At 31.3% G+C, this 26,989-nt stretch carries 26 protein-coding genes; 19 read left to right on the plus strand and 7 right to left on the minus strand.

Annotated features, from left to right (window positions below; genetic code table 11):
* Window positions 1-55: 55 nt before the first annotated feature.
* The 4 genes from LQ686_RS04925 (at window position 56) to LQ686_RS04940 (ending at window position 4,993) form a co-directional block, all read left to right on the plus strand.
* Window positions 56-766 carry a hypothetical protein gene (locus LQ686_RS04925; RefSeq protein ID WP_239733196.1) on the plus strand — a complete coding sequence of 237 codons (711 nt, stop codon included), beginning with the start codon at window positions 56-58 and terminating at the stop codon, window positions 764-766.
* A gap of 11 nt (window positions 767-777) precedes the next feature.
* Complete coding sequence (locus LQ686_RS04930) at window positions 778-1,491, plus strand: ATP-binding cassette domain-containing protein (protein WP_119494202.1); 714 nt, start codon at window positions 778-780, stop codon at window positions 1,489-1,491.
* Window positions 1,492-1,685: 194 nt separating this feature from the next.
* Window positions 1,686-3,326, plus strand: coding sequence for a peptide ABC transporter substrate-binding protein (locus tag LQ686_RS04935; protein ID WP_107634378.1), 1,641 nt, complete (start codon window positions 1,686-1,688; stop codon window positions 3,324-3,326).
* A 44-nt stretch (window positions 3,327-3,370) separates the two neighbouring features.
* Window positions 3,371-4,993 carry a peptide ABC transporter substrate-binding protein gene (locus LQ686_RS04940; protein ID WP_107634377.1) on the plus strand — a complete coding sequence of 541 codons (1,623 nt, stop codon included), beginning with the start codon at window positions 3,371-3,373 and terminating at the stop codon, window positions 4,991-4,993.
* A 56-nt stretch (window positions 4,994-5,049) separates the two neighbouring features.
* Here LQ686_RS04940 and trpS read toward each other — a convergent pair whose 3' ends face one another.
* Window positions 5,050-6,045 (minus strand): tryptophan--tRNA ligase, encoded by a 996-nt coding sequence (trpS, locus tag LQ686_RS04945; protein WP_037588881.1) that lies wholly within the window; start codon window positions 6,043-6,045, stop codon window positions 5,050-5,052.
* Between the two features lie 334 nt (window positions 6,046-6,379).
* On the opposite strand from trpS, the gene spxA reads away from it, so the two are divergent.
* The 5 genes from spxA (at window position 6,380) to pepF (ending at window position 10,499) form a co-directional block, all read left to right on the plus strand.
* On the plus strand, window positions 6,380-6,775 hold the full coding sequence (gene spxA / locus LQ686_RS04950) for a transcriptional regulator SpxA (protein ID WP_025905673.1): 396 nt from the start codon (window positions 6,380-6,382) through the stop codon (window positions 6,773-6,775).
* Window positions 6,776-6,926: 151 nt separating this feature from the next.
* Complete coding sequence (mecA, locus tag LQ686_RS04955; protein ID WP_025905672.1) at window positions 6,927-7,616, plus strand: adaptor protein MecA; 690 nt, start codon at window positions 6,927-6,929, stop codon at window positions 7,614-7,616.
* Window positions 7,617-7,669: 53 nt separating this feature from the next.
* The gene (locus tag LQ686_RS04960; RefSeq protein WP_233678218.1) at window positions 7,670-8,176 is read left to right on the plus strand and encodes a competence protein CoiA; all 507 of its coding nucleotides are present in this window, start codon (window positions 7,670-7,672) and stop codon (window positions 8,174-8,176) included.
* The gene (locus tag LQ686_RS04965; protein ID WP_232339581.1) at window positions 8,170-8,652 is read left to right on the plus strand and encodes a hypothetical protein; all 483 of its coding nucleotides are present in this window, start codon (window positions 8,170-8,172) and stop codon (window positions 8,650-8,652) included. Before LQ686_RS04960 ends, LQ686_RS04965 begins: the two co-directional genes overlap by 7 nt.
* Before the next feature lie 41 nt (window positions 8,653-8,693).
* Complete coding sequence (gene pepF, locus LQ686_RS04970) at window positions 8,694-10,499, plus strand: oligoendopeptidase F (protein ID WP_107565922.1); 1,806 nt, start codon at window positions 8,694-8,696, stop codon at window positions 10,497-10,499.
* 434 nt (window positions 10,500-10,933) lie between these two features.
* Here the strand turns inward: pepF and LQ686_RS04975 are convergent, their stop codons facing one another.
* The 3 genes from LQ686_RS04975 to LQ686_RS04985 all read right to left on the minus strand — a co-directional run bounded on the left by LQ686_RS04975 (window position 10,934) and on the right by LQ686_RS04985 (window position 12,782).
* Window positions 10,934-11,728, minus strand: a complete 795-nt coding sequence (locus LQ686_RS04975; protein ID WP_025905669.1) for a DsbA family protein — start codon at window positions 11,726-11,728, stop codon at window positions 10,934-10,936.
* 20 nt (window positions 11,729-11,748) lie between these two features.
* Complete coding sequence (locus tag LQ686_RS04980) at window positions 11,749-12,108, minus strand: globin domain-containing protein (protein WP_049319860.1); 360 nt, start codon at window positions 12,106-12,108, stop codon at window positions 11,749-11,751.
* A 95-nt stretch (window positions 12,109-12,203) separates the two neighbouring features.
* Complete coding sequence (locus LQ686_RS04985) at window positions 12,204-12,782, minus strand: CYTH domain-containing protein (protein WP_119493989.1); 579 nt, start codon at window positions 12,780-12,782, stop codon at window positions 12,204-12,206.
* A 135-nt stretch (window positions 12,783-12,917) separates the two neighbouring features.
* Between LQ686_RS04985 and LQ686_RS04990 the strand changes: the two genes are divergently transcribed.
* From LQ686_RS04990 to fabI, 7 genes are all read left to right on the plus strand, one after another.
* On the plus strand, window positions 12,918-13,274 hold the full coding sequence (locus LQ686_RS04990) for a UPF0738 family protein (RefSeq protein WP_025905666.1): 357 nt from the start codon (window positions 12,918-12,920) through the stop codon (window positions 13,272-13,274).
* A gap of 5 nt (window positions 13,275-13,279) precedes the next feature.
* Complete coding sequence (yjbM, locus tag LQ686_RS04995) at window positions 13,280-13,915, plus strand: GTP diphosphokinase (RefSeq protein ID WP_025905665.1); 636 nt, start codon at window positions 13,280-13,282, stop codon at window positions 13,913-13,915.
* A gap of 11 nt (window positions 13,916-13,926) precedes the next feature.
* Window positions 13,927-14,730, plus strand: coding sequence for an NAD kinase (locus LQ686_RS05000; RefSeq protein WP_025905664.1), 804 nt, complete (start codon window positions 13,927-13,929; stop codon window positions 14,728-14,730).
* 2 nt (window positions 14,731-14,732) lie between these two features.
* Window positions 14,733-15,593: an RluA family pseudouridine synthase gene (locus LQ686_RS05005; RefSeq protein ID WP_025905663.1), complete on the plus strand. Its 861-nt coding sequence runs from the start codon at window positions 14,733-14,735 to the stop codon at window positions 15,591-15,593.
* Between the two features lie 31 nt (window positions 15,594-15,624).
* The gene (gene mgtE, locus LQ686_RS05010; protein WP_025905662.1) at window positions 15,625-17,007 is read left to right on the plus strand and encodes a magnesium transporter; all 1,383 of its coding nucleotides are present in this window, start codon (window positions 15,625-15,627) and stop codon (window positions 17,005-17,007) included.
* A 10-nt stretch (window positions 17,008-17,017) separates the two neighbouring features.
* A complete protein-coding gene (locus LQ686_RS05015) occupies window positions 17,018-18,859 on the plus strand; it encodes a cation:proton antiporter family protein (protein ID WP_025905661.1) in 1,842 nt (613 codons plus the stop codon).
* A gap of 152 nt (window positions 18,860-19,011) precedes the next feature.
* A complete protein-coding gene (fabI, locus tag LQ686_RS05020) occupies window positions 19,012-19,785 on the plus strand; it encodes an enoyl-ACP reductase FabI (RefSeq protein WP_103361601.1) in 774 nt (257 codons plus the stop codon).
* 225 nt (window positions 19,786-20,010) lie between these two features.
* Here fabI and LQ686_RS05025 read toward each other — a convergent pair whose 3' ends face one another.
* The gene (locus LQ686_RS05025; RefSeq protein WP_025905659.1) at window positions 20,011-21,123 is read right to left on the minus strand and encodes an AI-2E family transporter; all 1,113 of its coding nucleotides are present in this window, start codon (window positions 21,121-21,123) and stop codon (window positions 20,011-20,013) included.
* A 370-nt stretch (window positions 21,124-21,493) separates the two neighbouring features.
* Between LQ686_RS05025 and LQ686_RS05030 the strand changes: the two genes are divergently transcribed.
* From LQ686_RS05030 to LQ686_RS05040, 3 genes are all read left to right on the plus strand, one after another.
* Window positions 21,494-23,056, plus strand: a complete 1,563-nt coding sequence (locus LQ686_RS05030; RefSeq protein ID WP_267919482.1) for an alanine/glycine:cation symporter family protein — start codon at window positions 21,494-21,496, stop codon at window positions 23,054-23,056.
* Window positions 23,057-23,134: 78 nt separating this feature from the next.
* A complete protein-coding gene (locus tag LQ686_RS05035) occupies window positions 23,135-23,884 on the plus strand; it encodes an alpha/beta hydrolase-fold protein (protein WP_239709575.1) in 750 nt (249 codons plus the stop codon).
* Between the two features lie 35 nt (window positions 23,885-23,919).
* Complete coding sequence (locus LQ686_RS05040) at window positions 23,920-24,426, plus strand: YjcG family protein (RefSeq protein WP_025905656.1); 507 nt, start codon at window positions 23,920-23,922, stop codon at window positions 24,424-24,426.
* Window positions 24,427-24,493: 67 nt separating this feature from the next.
* Here the strand turns inward: LQ686_RS05040 and ltaA are convergent, their stop codons facing one another.
* Together ltaA and LQ686_RS05050 are read right to left on the minus strand one after the other, a co-directional pair.
* Complete coding sequence (gene ltaA, locus LQ686_RS05045) at window positions 24,494-25,690, minus strand: lipoteichoic acid biosynthesis MFS flippase LtaA (protein ID WP_239733197.1); 1,197 nt, start codon at window positions 25,688-25,690, stop codon at window positions 24,494-24,496.
* Window positions 25,668-26,843: a diglucosyl diacylglycerol synthase gene (locus LQ686_RS05050; protein ID WP_025905654.1), complete on the minus strand. Its 1,176-nt coding sequence runs from the start codon at window positions 26,841-26,843 to the stop codon at window positions 25,668-25,670. The genes ltaA and LQ686_RS05050 overlap by 23 nt, the downstream gene beginning before the upstream one ends.
* Window positions 26,844-26,989 lie beyond the last annotated feature (146 nt).

Raw genomic sequence — 26,989 nt, forward strand, 5'->3', positions numbered from 1 at the left:
TTAAACTAAATAAAGTCAGAAAATTCACGCTTTTAAAAGCTGATTGGAGGGAACTATGAATCAACTTAATTCGTTTCTTGTATTTAATTTAAAATCGATGTTGAAAGATAGGATTACTTTAGTTTGGACGCTAATATTTCCAATTCTACTGATTATTATTAATTTTTCAATTTATCAAAATAGCGTTAAGACTATTGAAGAAAAGGAAATATTATTAGTTCAATTTTGGTCATTTATGACAATCATGGTATTACTTAATGGCATTGCAGTTGAAATTGCAAATATTAGAGAAGTTGGCACATTGAAAAGTTATGTTATGTTGGCAGGATCAAAGTATCCATTTATATTGGCAATATTAGTAACTCAAATCTTAATTTTATCTATAAGTATAACCGTTATAACCATTCTATTTACGATTTTATTTAAACTCTTTAGTTTGAAAATTTTATTATATGCCTTTATTTATATCCTTTTAATCGTACCAATATCATTTGTATTTTTAGTGGTAACGTCATTACCCTTTAAAGCAAGTTCTATCGCTACTATCTCAACGATACTTTCAATTGCATTATTTTACATTGTTAATATGCAACTCTTTGGTTTGGAATGGATTAACCCGTTACATTTCCTTTATAAATTAGGAGAATTGATTGTTCTTGGTTTTAATCATTTCAGCATGATGATTCCTATAATTTACGTACTTTATGTCGTAATTGCTTTATATGCACTTTTAAAATTAGATATTAATTCTAAAATTATAAGATAAGGATGAGTTACATGTACTATGTAAAAAATTTAAAATATACATACAAAAATAGTGAAAAAGCTGTACTTTCAAATATTTCGTTTGATCTAAAACGAGACAGATTAAATGTATTAATAGGTATGAATGGAGCTGGTAAAACAACTTTATTCGATTGTATAACAAATCATTTAAAAGCAGAATGCGATGAAATCAATATGCCGAAGTTGAATGATATTTCATTTCTTACACAATATAATTATTACGCACCAAATAATACTGGTGAAGACCTTATAAAATTATTTTTAGGCATTATTCCTAAGGATGAAAAAAAGAAGTTCAAAGATCATTTTTATAATAGTTTATCTAACATCGAAAAAGAGAAATATGATCATTTATTAAAAATGAAAATAGGGAAGATGTCTTTTGGAGAAACTAAGTGGCTGTTAACGGTGGTTTTTTCAAATTTGGATAGAAAGCTGTTCTTATTTGATGAACCGACGAGTGGTGTTGATCCAGTATCTAGGAAAATGATTATGGAAAAGCTACAATCATTAATACATAAAGGTAAAGTTTGTCTATTAGCCACTCACCAATTACAAGATTTAGCTCATTTAAATCCACATATCATATTTATAGATCATGGAGAAATCGTATATGAAGGAAACTATGATAAGTGGTTAGAATTAAATCATACTCAAAATCCAGATGTGGCTTTTGAAAATACTATAGGTATAAATAAATCCTAGGAATAAACCTTACAAATTTTAAATTTGTAAGGTTTATTTTATGATATTTAATAATTATTCTTACGAAATCTTTATTAAATTCTAAAAATTGTATTTCTTGATAACTTATGTTGCGACATAAACAAATTAACATTATAATTGAAGAAAGTTCAGAAATGACTGAATTTTCAAAAATTGAATAAGGGGAAATGTTTATGAAAAACAAACATGCAAGGTGGAGTTTTTTAGTTTTTCTGTCGATAATTTTACTTTTATCGGCATGTAGTGGTGGAAACGGAAAGGATAAAAGTGACGGTTCTGCAGGGGATGGCAAAAAGTTACGATTAATTTCTATTTCGGATATTCCATCAATGGATTCATCTTTAGCAACAGATGCTGTGTCTTTTGATGCTTTAAATAATACGATGGAAGGGTTGTATAAGTTAGACAAAAATGACAAAGCGATTCCGGGTATTGCAAAGGGTGATCCTAAAAAGTCTAAAGACGGTTTGACTTGGACGATTGAATTAAGAGATGCAAAGTGGTCGAACGGAGATAAAGTTACTGCGCATGACTTCGTATATGCTTGGCGTAAATTAGTTGATCCAAAGACTGCTTCTGAATATGCATTTATTATGTTTGATATTGAAAATGCTGAAGATATTAATAAAGGTGACAAGAAACCTGAAGAATTAGGTGTTAAAGCGATTGATGATAAGACATTAGAAATTAAACTTAATCGTGAATTACCTTATTACCAAGAATTATTGTCATTCGGTTCATTTTTACCGCAAAATGAAAAATTCGTAAAAGAAAAAGGCGATAAATACGGTACAACTGCTGAAGATACACTATACAATGGCCCATTTACGTTATCTGACTGGAAGACAGAAGATAATTATACTTTAACTAAAAACAAAGAATATTGGGATAAAGGTAATGTGAAACTAGATAGTGTGAATTTTAAAGTTGTTAAAGAGCCTCAAACAGCTCTAAATATGTATAATGCAAGGGATGTAGATGAAGCGCTTATCCCAGCAGAAAATGTTAAGAAATATAAAAATGATAAAGCTTATAACACAGAACTTGAATCAAGAGTTTACTTTATGAGAATGAATCAAAAAGATGTACCTGAATTCAAAAATAAAGATTTAAGAATGGCAATCGCACAATCAATTGATAGAGAGCAATATGTTAAGAGTAATTTAAACAATGGTTCTAAAGCAGCAAACTCTTTAGTACCGACAGAATTTGTAAAGGATACTAAAGGAGAAGACTATACTAAAGGTGTTAAAACAGATAATAAATTCAATAAAGCAGAAGCTAAGAAACATTTAGAAGCTGCTAAGAAAGAACTTGGTAAAGATGAATTTACTTTTGAATTATTAACTTATGACCAAGATAACGCTAAAAAGGATGCTGAATACTTTAAAGAGCAAATTGAGCAAAACTTACCAGGCGTAACAATTAAAGTTAAACAACAGCCTTATAAGCAAAAATTAAAATTAGAAGCAAACATGGATTATCAAATTTCATTCGGTAGATGGGGTCCTGATTACCCAGATGCTATGACATTCTTAGAATTATTTACAAGCGATAATGTGATGAATGAAACAGGTTGGAAAAACAAAGAATATGACAGCAAAATTAACGATGCGGGAGATAAATTGTTAGATAAAGAACAAGAGCGTGTTGAAGCTATGCAAGATGCTGAATCATTATTATTAGATGAAGCGGTTATTGTGCCTATTTATCAACAAGGGAATGCAAGATTAACGCAAAGTTATGTGAAAGATATTGAAAGACATAAGTTTGGTGGAGATACAGATTTAAAACATGCTTATGTTCAAAAGTAACAAATCGGTAGTTTAACTAAATATAAACTTAGGGGATGAGTTACATGTCGAAAATATTTAAAGTTTTAACAATGATGTTAGCAGCTGTACTCGTATTGAGTGCTTGTTCATCGGGTGGCGGTAGTAAAGGCAAGAGTGATGAAACATTAGATTTACAAATCAATGGTGATATACCCACGATGGATTCAGCTATGGCAACAGATGGTTTATCATTTGATATGTTCTTCCAAACAATGGAAGGTCTCTACACATTAGATAAAGATGATAAAGCAATACCAGCAGTAGCAAAAGGTGATCCGAAAATTACGAACGATGGTAAGAAGTGGACGATTAAATTAAGAGATGATGCAAAATGGTCAAATGGCGATCCAGTAACGGCACATGATTTTGTCTTTGCCTGGAGAAAAGTTGTAGATCCAGATACTGCATCTGAATATGCATATATCTTATACGATATTAAAAATGCAGAAGAAATTAATTCAGGAGACAAAAAGCCTGAAGAACTTGGTGTTAAAGCCGTAGATGATCATACATTAGAATTTGAACTAACGAAATCATTACCATACTATAAAGAATTATTGTCATTCGGTACATTTATGCCACAAAATGAAAAATTCGTTAAAAAACAAGGTGACAAGTATGGTACAACAGTCAAAACAACTTTATATAATGGACCATTCAAAATGACTGAATGGAAAACAGACGATAAAGTTACGTTAGAAAAAAATGATGATTACTGGGATAAAGATAAAGTTAAATTAAACAAAGTAAACTATAAAGTGGTAAAAGAAGCTTCAACAGCTGTAAATTTATATGAAACGAATAAACTAGATATTGTAGATTTACCAGCAGAACAAGTTAAGAAATATAAAGATGATAAAGCATTTAATACAGAATTAGATACTGTAACGTATTACTTCAAATTAAATGAAGATACAGTGCCTGAATTCAAGAATGAAGACTTTAGATTAGCATTTGCTAAAGCAATTGATAAAGAAGCATACGTGAAAAACAACTTGAATAACGGTTCTATTCCAACAGATAACTTTGTACCAAAAGATTTTGTTAAAGATAGTAAAGGTAAAGAATATCAAGATGGCGTGAAAAATACGAACCAATATAATGTTAAAGAAGCAAAAGAACATTATGAAAAAGCTAAAAAAGCATTAGGTAAAGATAATTTTACAATTGAGCTTATGACTTATGACAAAGACACAGCTAAACGAGATGCTGAATACTTTAAAGAACAATTAGAGAAAAATTTAGATGGAGTTACAATTAAAATTAAACAACAACCATTTAAACAAAAACTGGATCTTGTTTCAAAAGGTGAATATGAAATGTCACTAGAAAACTGGATTCCAGACTATCCAGATCCAATGACATTCTTAGAACTTTATGTAACAGACGGTTCTCATAATAATACTGGCTGGTCTAATAAAGAATATGACAGTATTATTAAAGCAGCAGACTCTTCATTAGCAAGCAACCCTGACAAACGACTTTCAGAATTACAAAGAGCTGAAAGTATGTTATTAAATGAAGCGGGTATTGTACCACTTTATCAAGTCGGTGTAGCACAACTTCAAAAACCTAACGTTAAAAATGTAGTGAACCACCAATTCGGAGGCGTTTCTACATTAAAAGAAGCTTATATTGAAAAATAGACATTAAAGAAGCAGTAGAAATTCACTAAAATGTGAGTTTCTTCTGCTTTTTATAATTATTTTCTTTTTCTACCTAATCCTATAGCGTTTTCCATCTTTTTCAATGTTTTATTGGCTACGAAACTTGCTTTATCTCTACCTTTATCAAGAATTTCATCTAATACTTCTTTGTTTTCATAATAATAATTGAATTTTTCTTGGAATTCTACAAGGAATTTCTTAACTTCTTCAGCTAAGTCTCCTTTGAAATCGCCATATCCTTTATCAGCATATTGTGCTTCTAATTCTTCAATTGATTGTCCTGATAGGCTAGAGTATATAACGAGTAAATTACTGATTCCTGGTTTGTTTTCTTTATCATATTTAACAATGCCATCAGAATCTGTAACAGCACTTTTAATTTTCTTAGCTGCAACGTTTGGCTCATCTAATAATGAGATGAAGTTCTTTTGATTATCATCACTCTTACTCATTTTCTTAGATGGATCTTGTAAGCTCATAATTCTAGCACCAAACTTAGGCATGTGAATTTCTGGTTTAATTAAAACATCATTGTATTTCGTATTAAAGCGATCAACAACATTACGTGTTAATTCAATATGTTGTTTTTGGTCATCGCCGACAGGTACGATATTTGTATTATAAAGTACAATATCTGCTGCCATTAATGGTGGATAAGTTAATAGACCTGCTGGAATGCCTTGAGATTGTTTTTGTGCTTTATCTTTATATTGAGTCATTCTTTCAAGTTCACCAATTGAACTGATTGTTGTTAAAATCCATCCAGCCTGAATGTGTGCTGGTACTTCTGATTGGATGAATAGCGTTACTTTTTCTGGGTCTAGTCCAGATGCTAAGTAAATCGCAGCTAATTTACGTGTGTTTTCTCTTAATTTAAGTCTATCTTGAGGTACTGTAATTGCATGCTGATCTACAATGCAAAAAAAGCAGTCATAGTCGTGCTGAATCTCATTAAATTGTTTTAATGCACCAATGTAGTTACCTAAAGTAGGGATACCACTTGGTTGGATACCTGAAAATAAAGTTTCCATTAAAGTTGCCTCTTTTCTACAAAATTTCTTTATATCATTATAACAGTATTTTAATCATTTGTAAGTTGTGTTATTCTTGTAATTAGATAAATATGTCGTCATAAACATATGTATCTATAATTTATGTGCTTTTTAATGAATTATTAGCAGTTTCTCATTTAATTTTAATCTTTGAGTTATATAATATATTTATAGCAATTAGATAAAGATTAAACCAAGTGAGCAATATATGTTTAACCTAGTAATATATAGGGTATATATAATTAAGTGTATTTTATCTTATAAGTTCACTGACGTTTAACATAAATAATATTCAATTAGGAGAGTGAGATGTATGGTAACATTATTTACTTCACCAAGTTGCACATCTTGCCGTAAAGCGAAAGCATGGTTACAAGAACATGACATTCCGTATACGGAGCGTAATATTTTTTCAGAACACTTAACATTAGATGAAATTAAATCAATCTTAAAGATGACAGAAGATGGAACAGACGAAATTATTTCAACTCGTTCTAAAACATATCAAAAATTAAATGTAGATATCGATGCATTACCTCTACAAGAATTATATACAATTATACAAGACAACCCAGGTTTATTACGTCGACCTATTATTTTAGATGATAAACGTTTACAAGTTGGTTATAACGAAGATGAAATTCGTCGTTTCTTACCAAGAAAAGTGCGTACATTCCAATTAATGGAAGCACAACGTATGGTTGACTAATTTAGTCTAATATTAACATTATAGCTCCTGTTCACAGGGGCTATTTTTGTATAAAAAATTAAATGTGAATAGTTCGAACAAATTACTGTTAAAATGTACTTGTTTATAATACAATGAATGTACTATTCCTAGAGTAAGGGAGTGTGACATTATGAGAATAGAACGAATTGATGAAACAACGGTAAAATTATTTATAACTTATCAAGATATCGAAGCAAGAGGTTTCAAACGTGAAGATTTATGGACAAATCGTAAACGTGGCGAAGAATTTTTCTGGTCTATGATGGATGAAATCAATGACGAGGAAGAATTTGTCGTTGAAGGACCATTGTGGATCCAAGTGCATGCATTTGAAAAGGGTGTTGAAGTAACCGTTTCTAAATCTAAAGGTGACGAACTGTTAAATATGACTGACGAAGAATCTAATGAACAATTAGAGTATCAAGTCAATGATTTCTTATCTCAAGCACTCGATTCTGATCAGAATATCGGAGATCTCTTGAATGAAGAGAAAGAAGCTGAAAAACACTTTGTCCCTAAAGACATAGGCTTACTTGTAAGATTCGAAGAGTTAGAAGATATTATTGAATATGCACATTATAATGAACATAAAGATATTGTATTTACAGACTTATTATACATGTTAGATAACAAATATTATTATTATGTACAATTTGATCAAATAGATAGTGAAGACATTATTAATGACTTCTACGGACAATTACTTGAATATGCTAATCCAACTCAAGTGTCTAAATTATATCTAGATGATTATGCAAAAGTTGTCATGAGTTATAATGTTATGGGTCAAGTGAGAAGATATTTTGAACCTAAAAATTAAATAAGTAATTTTAGCACCTCTTTACGTTTTATATACTAAAGAGGTGTTTTTTTATGTTAATGGGACTTAATCAACATAATCAGTTAATATATGCACAACACGCTAAGGCAAATGAAATATATAGGTGCCCGGATTGTTTACATGAACTTGTTATCAAGAAAGGGAAAGATACTGTAGCGCACTTTGCTCATAAAGTAGATAGTTATTGTTTAAGAAATAGTTATAAGAAAGAATCTCTTGATCACATATCATCTAAGCATCATATTTATGCAAGCTTAAATGGGAAAGTTAACATAGATATGGAATATTATATTTCAGAGATTGAACAAATTCCTGACATTCTGATTAATAAAAATCTTGTTGTCGAATTTCAATATTCACCTATTAGCTTTGATTTATTAATGGATAGAAGTGAAGGATTTCGAATAATGAATATGAAAGTAATTTGGATAGGTAAAGAAATTAAATATCAGAATGGTATATTAACCCTCAGTTATTTTGAATCAGCACTCATTAATCATAGAGAAAGAACACTTATAATCCAGAAGAGCGTTTGTTAATAAGATATGAATGTTTACAATCAATTGATAAACATAGATTTATCGGTTATAGACGTGAAATTCAATGGGAGCATTTATTAGAAGATTACCCGTTAAAGCAAATACCAAATTTAGCGTTAACGGATAGAGCTTATCAAGAATATTTAACTAAATGTAGGAAACAGAAGAATGTATTAGAACCGACGCTATCTTTATTATATAATGCACGCTTAATACATAAGAAGAGACAAGCGATTATTGGTATTATTGTACCTGAACAAATATATTTTTTAACACATTGTATTACATGGCAAACATACTTGTTTTTAGAAATGAACAATAAGACATTTACTTTTGAAAAATTTTATCAGTTCATAGAATTTAGATCATTTTATGATTGTCATTATTCTAAGAAAGAAATCCTTTTAAACGCCTTTTACTCATATATTTCAATTGTAAAACGAAAGGCTATTTCACGTGCAAATTCGACTAATTAATGAGAAAATTATAAATATGAAATATTAAGGAGGCTATTAAGATGGCGAAGTTAATTACAAGGGAAGAACAACAAGAACAATATACATGGGACTTAACAACTATCTTTTCTTCTGACGAAGCATATGAAGAAGCTTTTAAAGAGTTAGAAGGCTATTTAGGTAAAGAAGAACAATTCAAAGGTCATTTGAAAGATAGTGCAGAAACATTGTATAAAGCGTTATTACTTGATAGTGAAATTGATGAGAAACTAGGTAAAGTTTATGTTTATGCTCATTTGAAACATGATCAAGACACAGCAAATGATAAATACGCTGGATATGAAGCGAAGGCAGCAACACTTGCTAATAAATTTGCGAGTGCATGGAGCTTTATATTACCTGAATTAATGTCTATCGATGAAGCAACATTAAATGAATTTGTTGAATCAAATGATGATTTAAAAAGATATCAATTTGATATTGAGAAACTTAATAAAAAAAGACCTCATATTTTAAGTGATAAAGAAGAAAAGATTTTAGCTGAAGCAGGGGAAGCATTACAAACACCTAGCAATGTATTTGGTATGTTCAATAATGCTGATTTAACATTTAAACCAGCAGTGGATAAAGATGGTAATGAACACGAACTGACACAAGGTACATATACTAAATTACTAGAATCTGAAGATCGTGTTTTAAGAAAATCTGCTTATGATAATGTATATGAAGCATATGGTAGTCATAACAATACATTAACTGCAACGTTAAGTGGGAAAGTTAAGACTGCTATATTTAGTTCAAAAGTTCGCAAGTACAACTCAGCTCGTGAACAAGCATTATCAAATAACTTTATTCCAGAAGAAGTATACGATAACTTAATTGCGACTGTACATAAGCATTTACCATTGTTACATCGTTATACAGCTTTAAGAAAAGAGTTACTCGGTTTAGATGAAATGCATATGTATGATATGTATACACCACTCGTTAAAAACTCTTCATTTGAGATGCCATATGAAGAAGCTAAAGACTGGATGGTTAAAGCGTTACAACCTATGGGTCAAACATACACAGATGTAGTTGAAGAAGGTTTAAATAATAGATGGGTAGATGTTTATGAGAATAAAGGTAAACGCTCTGGTGGCTATTCTTCAGGCGCTCACTTAACAAATCCATTTATTTTACTAAACTGGACAGACTCTATTTCTGATTTATTTACGTTAATTCATGAATTTGGACATTCTGCACATAGTTATTTCAGTAGAAAACATCAACAATCAAATGAAAGTGATTATTCAATTTTTGTAGCAGAAGTTGCTTCTACAACTAATGAAGCGTTATTAAGTGAATACATGGATAAGAACTTAGAAGATCCTGAAAAGCGTAAATATTTATTAAACCAAGAGTTAGAAAGATTTAGAGCAACATTATTTAGACAGACAATGTTCGCTGAGTTTGAATACCTTATTCATAAAATTGTAGAAGATGGTGAACCATTAACTGCAGATCGTTTAAACTCTGAGTATGCAGAACTTAATAAAAAATATTTCGGAGATGCTGTTGTGACAGATGAGAACATTGCCAAAGAATGGTCACGTATTCCTCATTTCTATTATAATTTCTATGTTTATCAATATGCTACAGGTTATAGTGCGGCACAAGCATTGAGCAAACAAATATTAGAAGAAGGCGAACCAGCAGTTGAGAGATATATTAATGAATTCTTAAAAGCAGGTAGCTCAGATTATCCGATCGAAGTATTGAAAAAAGCTGGTGTAGATATGACATCTAAACAACCAATAGAAGAGGCAATGGAAGTATTTGAACAGAAACTAAATGCCTTTGAAAAGCTTGTAAAAGAGAAATAAATGTATGTAGACGTTTCCAATATGACAACTGTGTGACAAATTAAAAAAAACGATGTTTTTTGTTGAATTTAGTGTATAGAACATGTTATATTACATACATGAAATTAATCACATAACAAACATACCCCTTTGTTTGAAGTGAAAAATTTCTCCCATCCCCTTTGTTTAAGCACCGTGTAATCAGACACGGTGTTTTTTATTTATTTGTTTGTTCATTCATAGTTAACATCCCAAAAGTTATCTATTAAATGGTAAGTATAAGTTATAAGAACATATATTTAGCCATAAAGTATGAAACTTAATGTTCATGCTAAAAATTGAGTAGGGCATAAATGTCCAAATTAAAACAGCAGTCATTCATCTTTAATGATGAATGACTGCTGTTTTTTTATTTTATATCTTTAATTTAAGTAAGGTTACAGATCCTATACTTATTATTTACTTTTCTTGAATTTCCAAAAATCTCCATGTACAGAATCTTGTTGTTCTATATAATTTTGGAGTTGTAATTTTTTTAATTCGCGTTTGACGATTTTCTCTGGCCATTCATATATTGTCGCAATTTCTTGTTCGGAAATAATCGATTGCGACTGTATATAATCGAGTAATTTTGGAGGGAGTTGTTTCTCAACTTCAGTTCCAATAAGTTCTTGAATGATATACGTATAAATATGATATGGGTATAAACCTTCTACTTTAAGTCCTTCAGAATGTACATCTTCATTAAAGAACACAAGTGATGGTGTCATATTGATATCCATTTCACGTGCAATGTGCAAATCTGTTTGTAAACTTTCAGTCAATGACTGTTCTTTTAAGTCTTTAATAAATACAGATAAATCAATTCCAGATTTGTAGGCACATTTTCTAATTAACTCAGTTGTAATGATTTTTTCATGAGGTATAATTTCATTCTGAATTAAGTTTAGAAATCTGCTCGCTCTATTATGTCCTTGTAATTCTGCTGCTTTAAATGCTAAAGCTACATTATCAAATTCACATGTGCTTTGAGCCTGACATTTAGTCAAAACTTTTAGAGATGGGTTCAAAATCTGACGAATTTTAACATATTTTTGATATTCAATTTTTAACTTTGCTAATGTAGCTGATAGATTAAAACAATCTTCGCAAAATGGATCGAAAAATGAATAAATTTCGATTTTGCTTACAGGTGTTAAATCTATATTATTTTGTTCATTAGCATGGATTAGTCTTAATTCTTCGGCCATATTATCCACCTTCAACTATATTAAGCGTTAACCATGTGGTTTGCAGTTAGCTTGAGTCTTTCATATAAATATTCTTGTATATCTTTATTTAATCGAGATTGGGTAAGGGCTTCAAGCATATTCTCTAGCCAAGCATCTCTTTCTTTATTCGTAATTCTGAAAGGTAAATGACGTTGTCGTAACATCGGATGACCATGTTCTTCTGTATATAATGCTGGACCACCCAAAAACTGAGTTAAAAACTGTTTCTGTTTACGACTCGTTTCTGCAAAGTCACCAGGGAAAAGATGATTAATACGATTATCGCGTTCTACGAGATAATAAAAGTGATCAATCATGTCGTACAAATCTTGGGGGTCGATTACTTCATATGGGGTCATAATTTCACCTTTTCTTGCTTATTTCATTATCGATAATATTAATATAACATGTTCTTAAATTTTTAAAAGTATTTCGACTTGTAACGAAAGTAAATTCATGTTCTTTTGCGATCTGCATTAAAAAAGCGCACCACTTTATTATTTGGAATATTTCTTTTTATATTCATGTCATTCAAAATTTTATTAAAAGCTATTTCGCCTTTAGCATAGTCTTTAACTTCGAATTCTAATTCGTAATCTTCAATACCTAAATAAATACTATGATCTAATACTAAAAGTCCAGTGCCTATATTTTTTTCTAATCTATAAGTCGTTAAATCACCAAGTTGTCTTAGGTCATTCAGTGGAATATTGAACTTATTTAATATTTCAGTAATGTTTTCTGGAAGATATTGTTTGTCTAATCGTTCACCTTGTTTAGGAACATCCTCAACAATTTCGTTATATTCTAGAAGACCAACTTCTTGTGGGACTTTTAAAGTCATTTCATAATTATGATTCTTTTCACGTATTCGTAGTGCCATTTTTTGTGACATAATATCATGATTATTTGTATCTATATAGTAATTTGTTTGTTTAAAAGGCTCACTTTGTTTAAAATAATATTGTTTGATTAATTCATAATCTTCAAGCGTGAGCATATTCTTGAATTCAATTTCGAGTTCTTGTCCCATTTTGATATACACTTCCTTTTACACTATTATTATAGAAGATTTACGGATAAACAAGTAATTATACAAAATTGACTTGATGATATGAATGTTTAAATTAAAATGTGTTAAAATAGATTGGAATAAGGAGGAACAACAATGCGTATTTATGTAAATGAAATTAAAATAAATGATAATCAAATCAAATGTTATACAGACCAACCAACTGAGGGATTAGAACCAGCAGAGCATATGATTGTAGATAGTGATAATCATGCATTTGTATATATGCTTGATAGTGGTGAACAATACCATTATTTATTATTTGTAGAGGAAACATGGTCAATGATTCATGAACACTTCGACAAAGAGGTCATCGTCAATGATCATTTAGTATTAACTTCATTTAAAGAAGAAATGGAATTTTTATTAGATAACATCGCAGATAATCACAACTATGGTAAAGCGTTTGTAGCTTCGGTAGAGGAAGCATTTGAATTAAACAAAGCGGAGTGATGGTTATGAATCAATGGGAAGAATTTTTGGCACCATATAAACAAGCAATTGACGAATTAAAGATTAAATTGAAGGGGTTACGTAAGCAATATGAATCTTTAGATAAACCTTCGCCAATTGAGTTTGTTACAGGTCGTGTTAAACCTATCTCAAGTATTATAGATAAAGCAAATCAACGTAATATTCCTTTTGATCGATTAAGAGAGGAAATGTATGATATTGCAGGTTTAAGAATGATGTGTCAGTTTGTTGATGATATAGATATCGTTGTAGAACTATTAAGACAACGACAAGATTTTGAAGTTGTAGAAGAACGAAATTATATCGAATATACAAAAGAAAGTGGATATCGCTCGTATCATGTCATTATTAGTTATCCAATTGAAACGTTACATGGTCAAACAAATATTTTGGCAGAAATTCAAATTAGAACATTAGCGATGAATTTCTGGGCGACGATTGAACACACTTTAAGATATAAGTACGATGGTGATTATCCTCCTGAAATAAGAAATAGATTAGAGAGAGCAGCTGAGGCAGCATTTTTATTAGATGAAGAAATGTCTGAAATACGCGAAGAAATCCAAGAAGCACAGAAATATTATTCCAGACAGAAAAGTAATAAACACAAACACGATTAGGGGTGAATGCTTTGAAGTATAATATATTATCAAAAGGTGATTCAAAATCGAATGCTTTAATGTATAAGATGAAAAACCATATGAATGACTTTAATATGGTTGAAGACAAAGAATCACCCGATATCGTAATTTCTGTTGGTGGAGATGGTACTTTATTACAAGCATTTCACCAATATAGTCATATGTTAGGTGATGTCAGTTTCGTAGGTGTACATACTGGGCATTTAGGTTTCTATGCTGATTGGTTGCCACATGAAGTTGAAAAACTCATTATTGAAATTAACAATTCAACTTATCAAGTTATAGAATATCCATTATTAGAAGTGATTATTCGTTATAAAAAAGGCGGATATGAAACGAGATATTTAGCTTTAAATGAAGCGACAATTAAAACAGATAATGGCGCAACACTAGTCGTAGATTTAGTATTAAGAGGCGAGCAGTTTGAAAGATTTAGAGGTGATGGTTTATGTGTATCAACACCATCTGGTTCAACAGCTTATAATAAAGCTTTAGGTGGAGCACTTATACATCCATCACTAGAAGCTATGCAAATAGCTGAAATAGCTTCTATTAATAACCGTGTCTTTAGAACAGTCGGTTCTCCGCTTGTACTACCTAAACATCACGTTTGTCATATACATCCTGTAAATAACGATACATTACAAGTTACGATTGATCATGTAAATGTTAAACATAAAAATATTGAATCGATTCAATATAGAGTAGCAAATGAAAAAGTCCGCTTTGCGAGATTTAGACCATTTCCTTTCTGGAAAAGAGTACATGATTCATTTATTTCGAATGAGGATTAAATATGAAAGTATTACATTATAGAGCAACTTCTTCAATGACTTTGAAGACATTCTTATATGATAAAGGCATTTCTAAAAAGAGTTTAAGCGCCATTAAGCAGAATGGCGCTTTATTAGTGAACAAAAAATACGCTACCGTTAGAAAAGAAATTCATGAAGGTGATGAAATTGATGTTCATTTACCAAATGAAACTCCTAGTCATAATTTAGAACCATTTACATTTGATTTAAAAATTTTATTTGAAGATGAATGGTTTATCATCGTTTCTAAACCTGCCATGATGAATACTGCGCCTTCTAGAGAACATCCTCATCATAGTTTAGTTGAAGCGGTGTTAAGCCATATGATAATGAATGGTGAGCGAACAATTCCACACATTGTGACACGTTTAGATCGCGGTACAAGTGGTATAGTTATATTTGCGAAGCATCAATTATTACATCATATGGTTTCAAATACGACAATTAGTAAATACTATGTTGCACTTGTTCACGGGGCTGTTGAACCCAAGAAAGGTGTTATTAAAGCGCCAATCGCACGTGCAAAACATTCTATTGTAGAAAGAGAAGTTTCTGAAGAAGGTAAGTTTGCACATACAGAATATGAATATTTAGATGGCGATGCTGAAAATAGCATGCTTAAATTACAGTTGTTTACAGGTAGAACACATCAAATAAGAGTGCATCTCGCACATATTGGATATCCTATTATAGGGGATAGTTTATATGGATTTGAAGATGGTCAATATGAGCATCAATTACTGCAGTGCTATCATATAGAATTTGAACATCCCATTACTTTGAAACAATTGCATATTGTTGATGAAATGCACTATAACCTAAGCGGTGTAGGTATGATATAATAAATTGTATTTTTATGAGGAGGTGGCAAAGTTGGTTAATGAAAATAATGAAAATTACATCGAAGACGAAGCTTTTGATAAAGAAAAGTTAGACGAACTATTAGCGAATGATGAAATAGACCAATTTAGAGAAGAATTTTTAAATATGCATACATATGACCAAGGTGAATACTTTGAAATATGTGATAATGAGCTTAAACAAAAAATATATCAATTCCTTTCTCCGTTAGAAGTAGCTGACTTCTTTGAAACGACTGAGTTAGATGATGAAGAATACGAAGAAATTTTTCAAAATATGAATGCTAATTATGCAAGTCAAATGTTAAGTGACATGTCATACGATAACGCAGTTGATATTTTGAATGTATTATCTAAAAGTAAAATAGCCACTTTACTCACACTCATGAATCGTGAAGATGCTAGAGAAATTAAAGCATTACTTCACTATGAAGAAGACACTGCCGGTGGTATTATGACCACTGAGTTTATTTCAGTATATTCAACAATGTCTGTTAAAGAAGCGATGTTCTACGTTAAAGAACAAGCACCTGAAGCGGAAACAATTTATGTTATTTTCGTTGTAGATGAAAATAAAAAGTTAGCAGGCGTTATCTCATTAAGAGACTTAATCGTTGCTGAAAATGATGCATATATTGAAGAAATTATGAGTGAACGTGTTATCAGTTCTAATGTAGCTGATGACCAAGAAGACGTAGCACAAACAATGCGTGATTATGACTTGATTGCGTTACCTGTAATTGACTATCAAGATCATTTACTAGGTATCATTACAATCGATGATATCTTGGACGTTATGGATGAAGAAGCAAGTGAAGACTACTCTAAATTAGCCGGTGTATCTGACATCGACTCTACAAATGATTCAGTCTTCCAAACAGCTATGAAACGTTTACCTTGGTTATTAATATTAACAGTTTTAGGTATGATCACAGCATCCATATTAGGACAATTTGAAGATACACTTTCACAAGTTGCACTTCTTGCAGCATTTATACCTATCATTAGTGGTATGAGTGGTAACTCAGGTACACAATCTCTTGCCGTATCTGTACGTAATATTTCAACAGGTGAAATAAATGAACAAAGCAAATTTAAGCTCGCACTTCGTGAATCTGGTTCAGGATTATTGACTGGTTTCTTCTGTGCAATAAGTTTATTTATTATAATTGTCTTATTATATCGCGAACCTGTATTGGCACTCATCGTTTCAGTTAGTTTAACAATCGCGATGACTGTTGGTACTTTAATGGGTGCAATTATACCGATGTTTATGAATAAAATGAATATTGACCCTGCAGTTGCAAGTGGACCATTCATTACGACAATAAACGACATTGTCAGTATGTTGATCTACTTTGGTTTAGCAACAGCATTTATGTCTTATCTAATATAAGGAGAATAATATGGAGCATTCTAGTTTTACATCTCTCGTTATTGTTGTTATTGCTGCATTTTTAACACCTATACTTGTAAATAGGTTGAAAATTTCTTTCTTACCTGTTGTCGTTGCTGAAATCATAATGGGGATAATCATAGGTGACTCTTTATTTGGATTAGTAAAAGAAGATGCATGGTTATCTATCTTGTCGACGTTAGGTTTTATATTTTTAATGTTCTTAAGTGGTTTAGAAATTGATTTTAATGCGTTTAAGACGAAACAAACTTCTGATGAACAAGAAGGAAATAATATTCCAAGTAATTTATATTTAACGGCTGTCGTATTTTCATTAATTATGGTTTTATCTATTTTATTAGCCTTTATATTCAAATGGACTGGTTTAATAGACGACGTATTATTGATGGTTATCATCATTTCGACAATTAGTTTAGGTGTAGTTGTACCAACAATAAAAGAAATGAATATTATGCATACAAGCATCGGACAATTTATCTTGTTAGTTGCAGTTGTAGCAGATTTAGCAACAATGTTACTGTTAACAGTTTACGGAACAATAAATGCTAAAGGTGATTCACCGTTATGGCTTATAGGTATTCTAATCGTCTTTAGTTTTATCTTTTATATTATGGGTGGTTTATTTAAAAAATCACCATTCTTAAAAAAATTAACTTCAGGTACTACACAAATAGGTATCCGTGCTGTATTTGCACTTATTATTCTACTTGTTGGTTTAGCTGAAGGTGTGGGTGCTGAAAATATATTAGGTGCCTTCTTAGCAGGTGTTATCGTATCGTTATTAGGACCTGACCAAGATATGGTAGAGAAATTAGACTCATTTGGATATGGTTTCTTTATTCCGATATTCTTCATTATGGTAGGTGTGAATTTAAACATACCATCACTAGTGCAAGAGCCAGGATTATTAATTATCATACCTTTACTGTTTATTGCCTTTTTAATTTCTAAGCTAATTCCAGTAGCATTTATAGGTAAATGGTATGACCGTAAAACGACAATATCTTCGGCATTCTTATTAACGTCAACATTGTCACTTGTAATCGCAGCAGCAAAAATCGCTGAACAACTTGGAACAATCAGCTCAGAAATATCTGGCATACTTATTCTAAGTGCGGTTATCACATGTGTCTTTGTACCGATTGTATTTAAGAAGATGTTCCCAATGCCTGAAGAAACTAAGAAAATTGTAAAAGTGAGCTTTATTGGTAAGAACCAATTATCGATTCCAGTTGCTCAAAGTATTCATTCTCACATTTATCAAACTTCAATGTTCTTTAGAAAAGACCTTTCAGATAATAGAAAGTTAGATGAAAGCATTAAAACATATGAGTTAGATGATTATATTGAAGAGGAACTTGTAGAATTAGGTTTATTTGATTCAGATATCATTGTATGTTCTGCAAACGATGATCATATCAATAAACAAGTCGCTTTAATGGCACATGATCATGGCGTTAAAAGAATTATTTGTAAGCAAGAAAATGGTAGTGAAGATGAAGCATTTGAAGGTAAGAACATTGAATTCTTTAGTAGTTTCTTAAGTAATAAAATTTTACTTAAAGGATTAATTGAATCTCCAAACATGCTGAACTTATTAAGTAACGTGGAAACTTCTCTATATGAAATAGAGATGAAGAACCACAGCTACCATAATGTTCTGTTAAGATCATTCCCATTTGCTGGGGACGTAATCTTCGTACGTATTATTAGAGGGAAAGACTCAATCGTACCTCATGGTGATACTGAATTACAATATGGAGATAAGTTAATTGTGACAGGATCTAAAGAATATGTTTCGCAATTAAAACAAGATATGGAATTTATTTAATAAACTTTGTAAAAATGAGGTTGAACTATAGACCTCATTTTTACTTTTTATTCAATATAAAATAAAAGTATAATGCTTGTCAGGTGGTCTGACCAGTGTTATTATAACGAGTGAATGTTTAGTATAATATACATATTAAAGGAGTATAGTGAATGTTTAATTTAGAAGGTAAAACATATGTAATCATGGGTATTGCGAACAAAAGAAGTATTGGCTTTGGTGTAGCTAAAGTGTTAGACGAACTAGGTGCTAACTTAGTATTCACATACAGAAAAGAACGTAGTAAAGATCAACTTGTTAAATTATTTGAAGAATTAAAAAATCAAAGTGGACAACACATCTATGAGTGTGATGTTCAAAAAGACGATCACGTTGTAAATGCTTTTGAACAAATAGGAGAAAAATTTGGTCATATTGATGGTGTTTACCATTCAATCGCTTTTGCTAACATGGAAGACTTAAGAGGAAGATTTACAGATACATCTCGTGAAGGATTCTTATTAGCACAAGATATTAGTTCTTATTCATTAACAATTGTTGCAAGAGAAGCTAAAAAATTAATGCCAGAAGGTGGAAGCATCGTTGCAACTACTTATTTAGGTGGAGAATTTGCAGTTCCTAACTATAATGTAATGGGTGTAGCTAAAGCAAGCTTAGAAGCAAATGTTAAATATTTAGCACGTGACTTAGGCGAAGATAACATTCGAGTAAATGCAATCTCTGCAGGTCCAATCCGTACATTAAGTGCAAAAGGTGTAGGTGGATTCAATGCGATCCTTAAAGAAATCGAAGAACGTTCACCATTGAAACGTAATGTAGATATTATCGAAGTAGGTAAAACAGCAGCTTATCTATTAAGTGACTACTCAAGCGGTGTAACAGGTGAGAATATTCACGTAGACTCAGGTTACCACGTTGTAAGATAATTAAGAGAACCAACAAAATCTATGATTTTGTTGGTTTTTTGTATATGTAGTAACAAAAGTCGGCGGAAGTGTGAATAAGAGCGCCCATAGTAACAAAAGTCGGCGGAAGTGTGAATAAGAGCGCCCATAGTAACAAAAGTCGGCGGAAGTGTAACTAAGGGCACCCACAATAACATCTTCCACACCAAACAAAAAACTGAAACCTCATTGGTTTCAGTTTTTTGTTTATTTTAAGTTGTTATCATGTATTGGATCGTCTTCAACTGTACGGTTCGCACTTGAACTAATAGATTGTCTATGTGTGTATACATTTCGAACGATTGTCTTAAGTACTGCGTATGTTGGCACAGCTATTAAGATGGCTACGAATCCACCTAAATTACCTGCAGCTAATATTACTGTAATGATTGTAAGTGGGTGAATATTTAATGATTTACCCATAATGTTTGGTGTAATAACGTTACCTTCAAGTTGCTGACAAATTAAAGTGATAATACTTACCCAAACGAGCATCATAGGATCTTGTATAAGCGCGATTGTTGCTGCTGGTATAAATGCTAACCATGGTCCTAAGAATGGAATCATATTTGTAATCAATGCTAATAACGCTAAAAGTAAGGCATAATCTAATCCTACAAAAGTATAACCAAGGTACAATAAGACACCTAATATAACACTAACTGTAACTTGACCTTGTATATATGATTGTAAAGTTTGATTAATATCTTTACTTAAATTCACGACAAACCATTTCGTACGTCCTTTAAATGGTCTAGCAATAAACGGTATAAATCTTTCGTGATCTTTTAACATATATATTAAGAAGAAAGGCACTAAGATTAATAAGAACATTGTTGAAACAAATGATGAAATATAACTAAATAAGTTGGTTAACATATCTGTTACGATACCGCTTATACTTTCGATTGAATCATTAATTTTTTGTGATATATTTTCTGGCAATCGATCTCTTTGTTGTAATGCATAATCTACAACATGCTGAATTTCACGTTGTATATATGGAATGTTCTTAATTAAATTATTAATTTGATTTGTTAGTACAGGAGCAATAATAGAGATAAATAGTACAACAATTAGTATTAATACTACGATGATAATCGAAATACTTCCCCATCTTGGTACTTTCCTTTTTTCTAACATCTTCTGAAAAGGTAAACAAATATAGAATAAGAATCCACCTAATAATAATGGTAGTAATATGGATTTTACAATAATGATAATCGGATAAAATATTTCATTGATTTCCATAAATATTTTAATAATTAGAAACGTAAGGAGAATAGCTATTCCTGTACGAAACCATGCTTTATTTAACAATAGAAGTCCTCCTTATCAAACTTTCTCATACTTTTATATTATAAGCGAAATTACAGAATTAACAATGATAAATAAAATAGTTTCTAGAATTCGTGTATAGTTTGAAAGTTTATATTTTTATATATTATTTTAAGTTGTACGGATTAGAATAATTATAACGTATTTATGAATATAAGAGTCTGTAAGACTTTATACTTATTATTTCAAGAAACCTTTTTTGACAATATAGTAAGCGCTTACAATTTATGTTATGCTCATTTCAAAAAAATATTGATTGTGTATTTATACATGGTATAATCATAACAAGGTAATTTCAAAATTTTCTGAACATGAGGTTATCTTAAGGCTTACAACAAAGGGGAGATTAATTATGGAATCTATTGTTAGCTTTGCGAATGAGATTGTATGGAGTAAAGCGTTAGTATATGGTCTTTTACTAACAGGTGTTTTATTTTCATTTATGATGAGATTCTTCCAAGTCAGGCACTTTAAAGAAATGATTCGGTTAATGTTTCAAGGGGAAAAATCACCAACAGGTATTTCTTCTTTCCAAGCAATCGCAGTATCATTAGCAGGTCGTGTTGGTACAGGTAATATTGTTGGTGTTTCAACAGCAATCTTTATCGGTGGTCCCGGTGCAGTATTCTGGATGTGGGCTACAGCGTTTCTAGGTGCGAGTTCGGCATTTATCGAATCAACACTTGGTCAAATTTATAAAAGAGAAATTAATGGTCAATATCGTGGTGGACCAGCATACTACATAGAATCAGGTATAAAAGGTAAAGCTGGTAAAATATATGCAATTATATTTGCACTTGTAACAGTACTATCTGTAGGTCTATTACTTCCAGGTGTACAATCAAATGCCATTGCTTCGTCTATGAAAAATGCATTTGGTTTAAATCCTTGGGTTATTGCTATAGTATTAGCTGTATTATTAGCGCTTATTATTTTCGGTGGTATTAAAGCAATTGCAAATGTTGCGACAGCTGTTGTACCTTTTATGGCTATTGTTTACATAGGTTTAGCGATTGTTATTATTATATCAAATATTCAGGAAGTACCAGCTTTAATCGCATTAATTTTCAAATCTGCATTTGGTGTTGAAGCTGCTTTTGGTGGTATATTCGGTGCGATGATTGAAATTGGTGTTAAACGTGGACTTTATTCAAACGAAGCAGGTCAAGGTACTGGACCACATGCTGCTGCCGCTGCAGAAGTATCACATCCAGCTAAACAAGGACTTGTACAAGCATTCTCAGTTTATATAGATACTTTATTAGTATGTACAGCTACAGCATTAATGATTTTAATGTCAGGTACATTTAATACGACAGACGGTGGAACAAATAAAGATGGTTCACCACATTTAATTCATGACAATGGTATTTATGTACAAGGCCCTGATGGTAGTAAAGACGTATCAGGTACAGCGATGTATGCTCAAGCAGGGATCGATAAAGCATTCTCTGGAGATAACTACACGTTTGATCCTGCATACTCAGGTTTCGGTTCTTACTTTATTGCCTTAGCATTGTTCTTCTTCGCATTTACAACGATACTGGCATACTATTATATTGCAGAGACTAACGTAAGTTATATCATACCGTCCGATAAACAGAAGATATGGATTATATTAGTAAGGTTAGTCCTCATAGGTGCCACAATATACGGATGTGTTAAAACAGCTGATGTTGCATGGGCGATGGGTGACTTAGGTGTAGGTATGATGGCATGGTTAAATATCATTGCGATTTGGATACTCCATAAACCAGCCTTAAGAGCATTACGTGACTTCGAAATTCAGAAAAAACAAAAAGGCTCTGGTTATTATGCAATTTATAAACCAGCTCCAGATGAAGTGCCAACAGCTAAATTCTGGCATGAAGATTATCCTAAACGTTTAAAAGAGTTTAACTTAGATGATAAATAATTAAACAATATCAAACGCTTTCAAATATACGCTCTCTACTGTACAATAATATTATATGTACAGTTGGGAGCGTTCTTTATGGATAAAAAAATAGGTCTTGTTGACCAAATTAAACTCGAAAGTAAATTCTTAAAAAGGGAAGTGACAATCTCAATTTACTTACCTAAAGACTATACAGATCTATATAAACATCATGTGATTATTACATTTGACGGTAGGGACTTTTTCCAATTTGGTCAAATTCATCGCGCATACGAGAAATTAAGAACAAATGATGAAATAGAAAGGGCAATCATTGTCGGTGTTCACTATGAAGATGTAGATAAGAGAAGAACAGAATTTCATCCCGATGGAGAATACCGAAAAGAAACGTCACAATTTGTGGTGAAAGAGCTATGTCCTTATATTGATAAAACATTCTCAACTTTGAAAGTAGGTAATGCAAGAATGTTACTAGGCGATAGTCTAGCAGCAAGTATCGCTTTAATGACATGTTTAGAATACCCGCATCATTTTAGTCAAGCAGGTCTGTTCAGTCCACTGATCAACGATACAGTAATAGAAGCATTTAACAATTGCTCATCTAAACATCTATTAACAATCAAACATTATATAGGTAAAGAAGAAGATTCTTTCAAACTTATAAGTGGAGATATGGCAGACTTTTTAACACCTAATCGTGCATTCAGTGAACGCGTTAAACAAGTAGATTTAACCTATGAATACACTGAATTAGATGGTGGACATACATGGAAAACATGGAAGCCTGAATTACCAAATATGTTAAGTTACTTTTTAAGTCATCAAAATCAAAAAAATTTGATATAATAATAATGTAGAAAAACAAAGGAGGAAGTATCATTATGAAATTAGGCATCGTACTTATTCCGTCTAAACCATTCCAAGAAAAAGTGAATGCTTATCGTAAAAGATATGACAAACACTATGCGTTAATTGCACCACATATTACAATTAAAGAGAAATTTGAAATTGAAGATAGTAAACTAAATGAAGTGAAATCACAATTAGAAGCTACAGCTAAAGAATTTGAACCATTAAATATCCAAGTGTCTAAAGCATCTAGCTTTGCACCTACTAAAAATGTTATTTATTTTAAAGTGACTAAAACGGATGAATTAGAATCTTTATTTAGTAAATTTAATAATGAAGCATTCTATGGTGAAAGTACACATCCATTCGTACCACACTTTACAATTGCACAAGGTCTTTCAAGCCAAGAATTTGAAGATATTTATGGCCAAGTAAGAATGGCTGGTATAGATCATTCAGAAACAATTGATACAATTAAACTTATGAAGCAAAATGAAGACGAAACATGGTCTGAAGAAGCTTCATATACACTAGGATAAATTGAAATTTATCTCATATAAATAAGGAAGCAGAAGTATTGATTTAATACTTCTGCTTCCTTTTATTTTATGCTGATTTTCTTTTTCTATAATTAGTGATAAAGAATGTACCATAGAATAATGCTAAGAATAAGAACATAATACTTGAAGCATAAATTGTATAATACACGTCTCTAAATACTTCAGAAATTAAGCCACCTAATACCGGGCCAATCATTGTTCCAAATCCTTGAACGCTATTAAAGACACCCCATGTTTCTTCTTGAACTTTGTTGTGAATTTGACCAGCCATAAATGTATTCCATGCTGGTAAGAGTAATCCATAAATAGTACCAATGAGTAGAGCAATCAATAGAACGATAAATAATTGTGTTAAGACCGTTAATCCAAATATAAATGAGCTATATGCTAAAAATCCTACAAAAATGATAAGATGTGTAAATGCTTTAGAATGTTTATCCATCAATTTAGAAAAGAATAACATCGAAATGGTACATCCAATACCGCCGACAATAAGTAAAAGTGTATATTCTAATGTCGTAACACCCATATGCTTTGTTGCGTATGTTGGCAATATAGGGACCAACATGCCGATTGCAGAACCCTGTAAAAAGATACCTGGAAATAGCAATAAATGTCTTCTTGTAACTTGTACGATTTCTCGTAGTTGTTTTTTAACAGATTTACTTTCATAATTTGTTAATTGTACTTTAACGAAATAGAATAATATCCATGCAATGAGTACACATAGCGCCATCATAAATGTAAATCGAGTAGGATGTAGTTTAAATAGTAAGTTCATGAAGATCATACCTGATAATAAACCAACTAACCAACTGAAATAAACATATCCCATTTGTTTACCTCTAGAAGCCTCGTCTACACTAGATAACATAATGACCCAAATTGGACTGACCGCGATACCTAATAATATGGCACTTAAAATAAATACGATAGGTGACGGTATAAAAATAATGAGTGCTAAACTTGAAAAAGCTAATATAAATCCACACGTTAATATAACAGTTGGACCAAATCGTTTTAGAAGAAAACCTATTACGAAATTGGTTAATGCATCACTGATGAAATGTAAAGAAATCGCTAAAGAAGTAATACCAACAGTCACTTTAGCAGTGGTTGTTGGTAGAATTGGTAAATAACTTAAAATGTACATTCCTCTCGCAAATTCCATCATAAATAATATGATGAGCATTAACCGAAAATCTTTTTTGTGAAATGTTTTATCTGATGAAGTATTTGGCATACATAGGAACCTTTCCATAAACTTCATTATAAGAAAGTGAATCACTTAATAATGAAAGTAAGTCTTTGCATATATTTTCTGTTGATTTTTCAATATAATTTTCTTCTAGTAATTGTGTCATTTCTTTAAGTCTAGATGGTTGATTCATAAGTGAAATAACAAGTTTAGTCGCTTCTTCTGGTGTGTGTGCTATTTTACCGTATCCTTTTCGTGCGAAATACTCAGCATTTTCTAACTCTTGTCCAGGTGCTGGATTTAAGAATACCAGTGGTAAATGTCTTGAGAATGCTTCAGAAATAGTGATACCACCTGGTTTAGTAATCATGAGTTGGCTAGATGCCATCCATTCATTCATATGTTTCGTATAACCGAGTATTAAAACATTATCATTATCTTTAAAATGATGTCTAAGTTCATTTTTTAAACTTTTACTGTTACCACAAATCATGACAACTTGTGCATCTTTAGCGTACATATCTATTTTACTAATCATCGTTGAGAAACCTGTTGATACACCGAAAGCACCAGCAGACATTAAAATGACTTTTTTGTCTGGATCTAATTTATGTTTCGTTAACCAATGATATCGGTCGATTGGTTGCTCAAATTGTTTCGAAATAGGTATGCCAGTTACTTTGATTGCATCGCTTACTACACCGATAGATTCAATTTCTTTTTTCAAATCTTTCGTAGCAACATAGTATCTATTTGAGTGTGGTGTTACCCAGTTCTTGTGTAAACGATAGTCCGTCATAACTGTAGCGATAGGTATATTTAAATTGAATTGTTCCGTTAAAACTGATACGACCGGTGTCGGAAAAGTTAACAAAATCAAATCAGGCTTTTCTTTTATAAGTAAATTCAATAATTTATTTAATCCATAGTATTTATAGAAACATTTATCAATTTGTTCAGGTCTACTATAGTAGAAGAACTTATACATATTTCTGAAATACTTAAAGCTGTTTATATACCATTGTTTCGCAATTGAAGTCATAATAGGGTGTGCTTCCAAAAATAAATCATGCTCAATAACAGTTAAATGATTTAAATTCATTTCACCAAATTGTTTCACAATACTATTCGTAACTTGTAGATGACCATTACCGAAAGAACCTGTAATAATCAATAATTTTTTGTTTTGAGAAACCATTAGCCACACTCCGTATTTGTATTTAATTTCTATGATAGTTTAACGCATTTTCGCTATTTTGTGAAAAGATATTGCATATAATTACAAAATTAATATAAAAACTTTATACTATATCAATGTTTTAGTTGGAGATATTTAACAAATTA

It is taken from the genome of Mammaliicoccus sp. J-M41 (assembly GCF_022385935.1).
Taxonomy (GTDB): domain Bacteria; phylum Bacillota; class Bacilli; order Staphylococcales; family Staphylococcaceae; genus Mammaliicoccus; species Mammaliicoccus sciuri_A.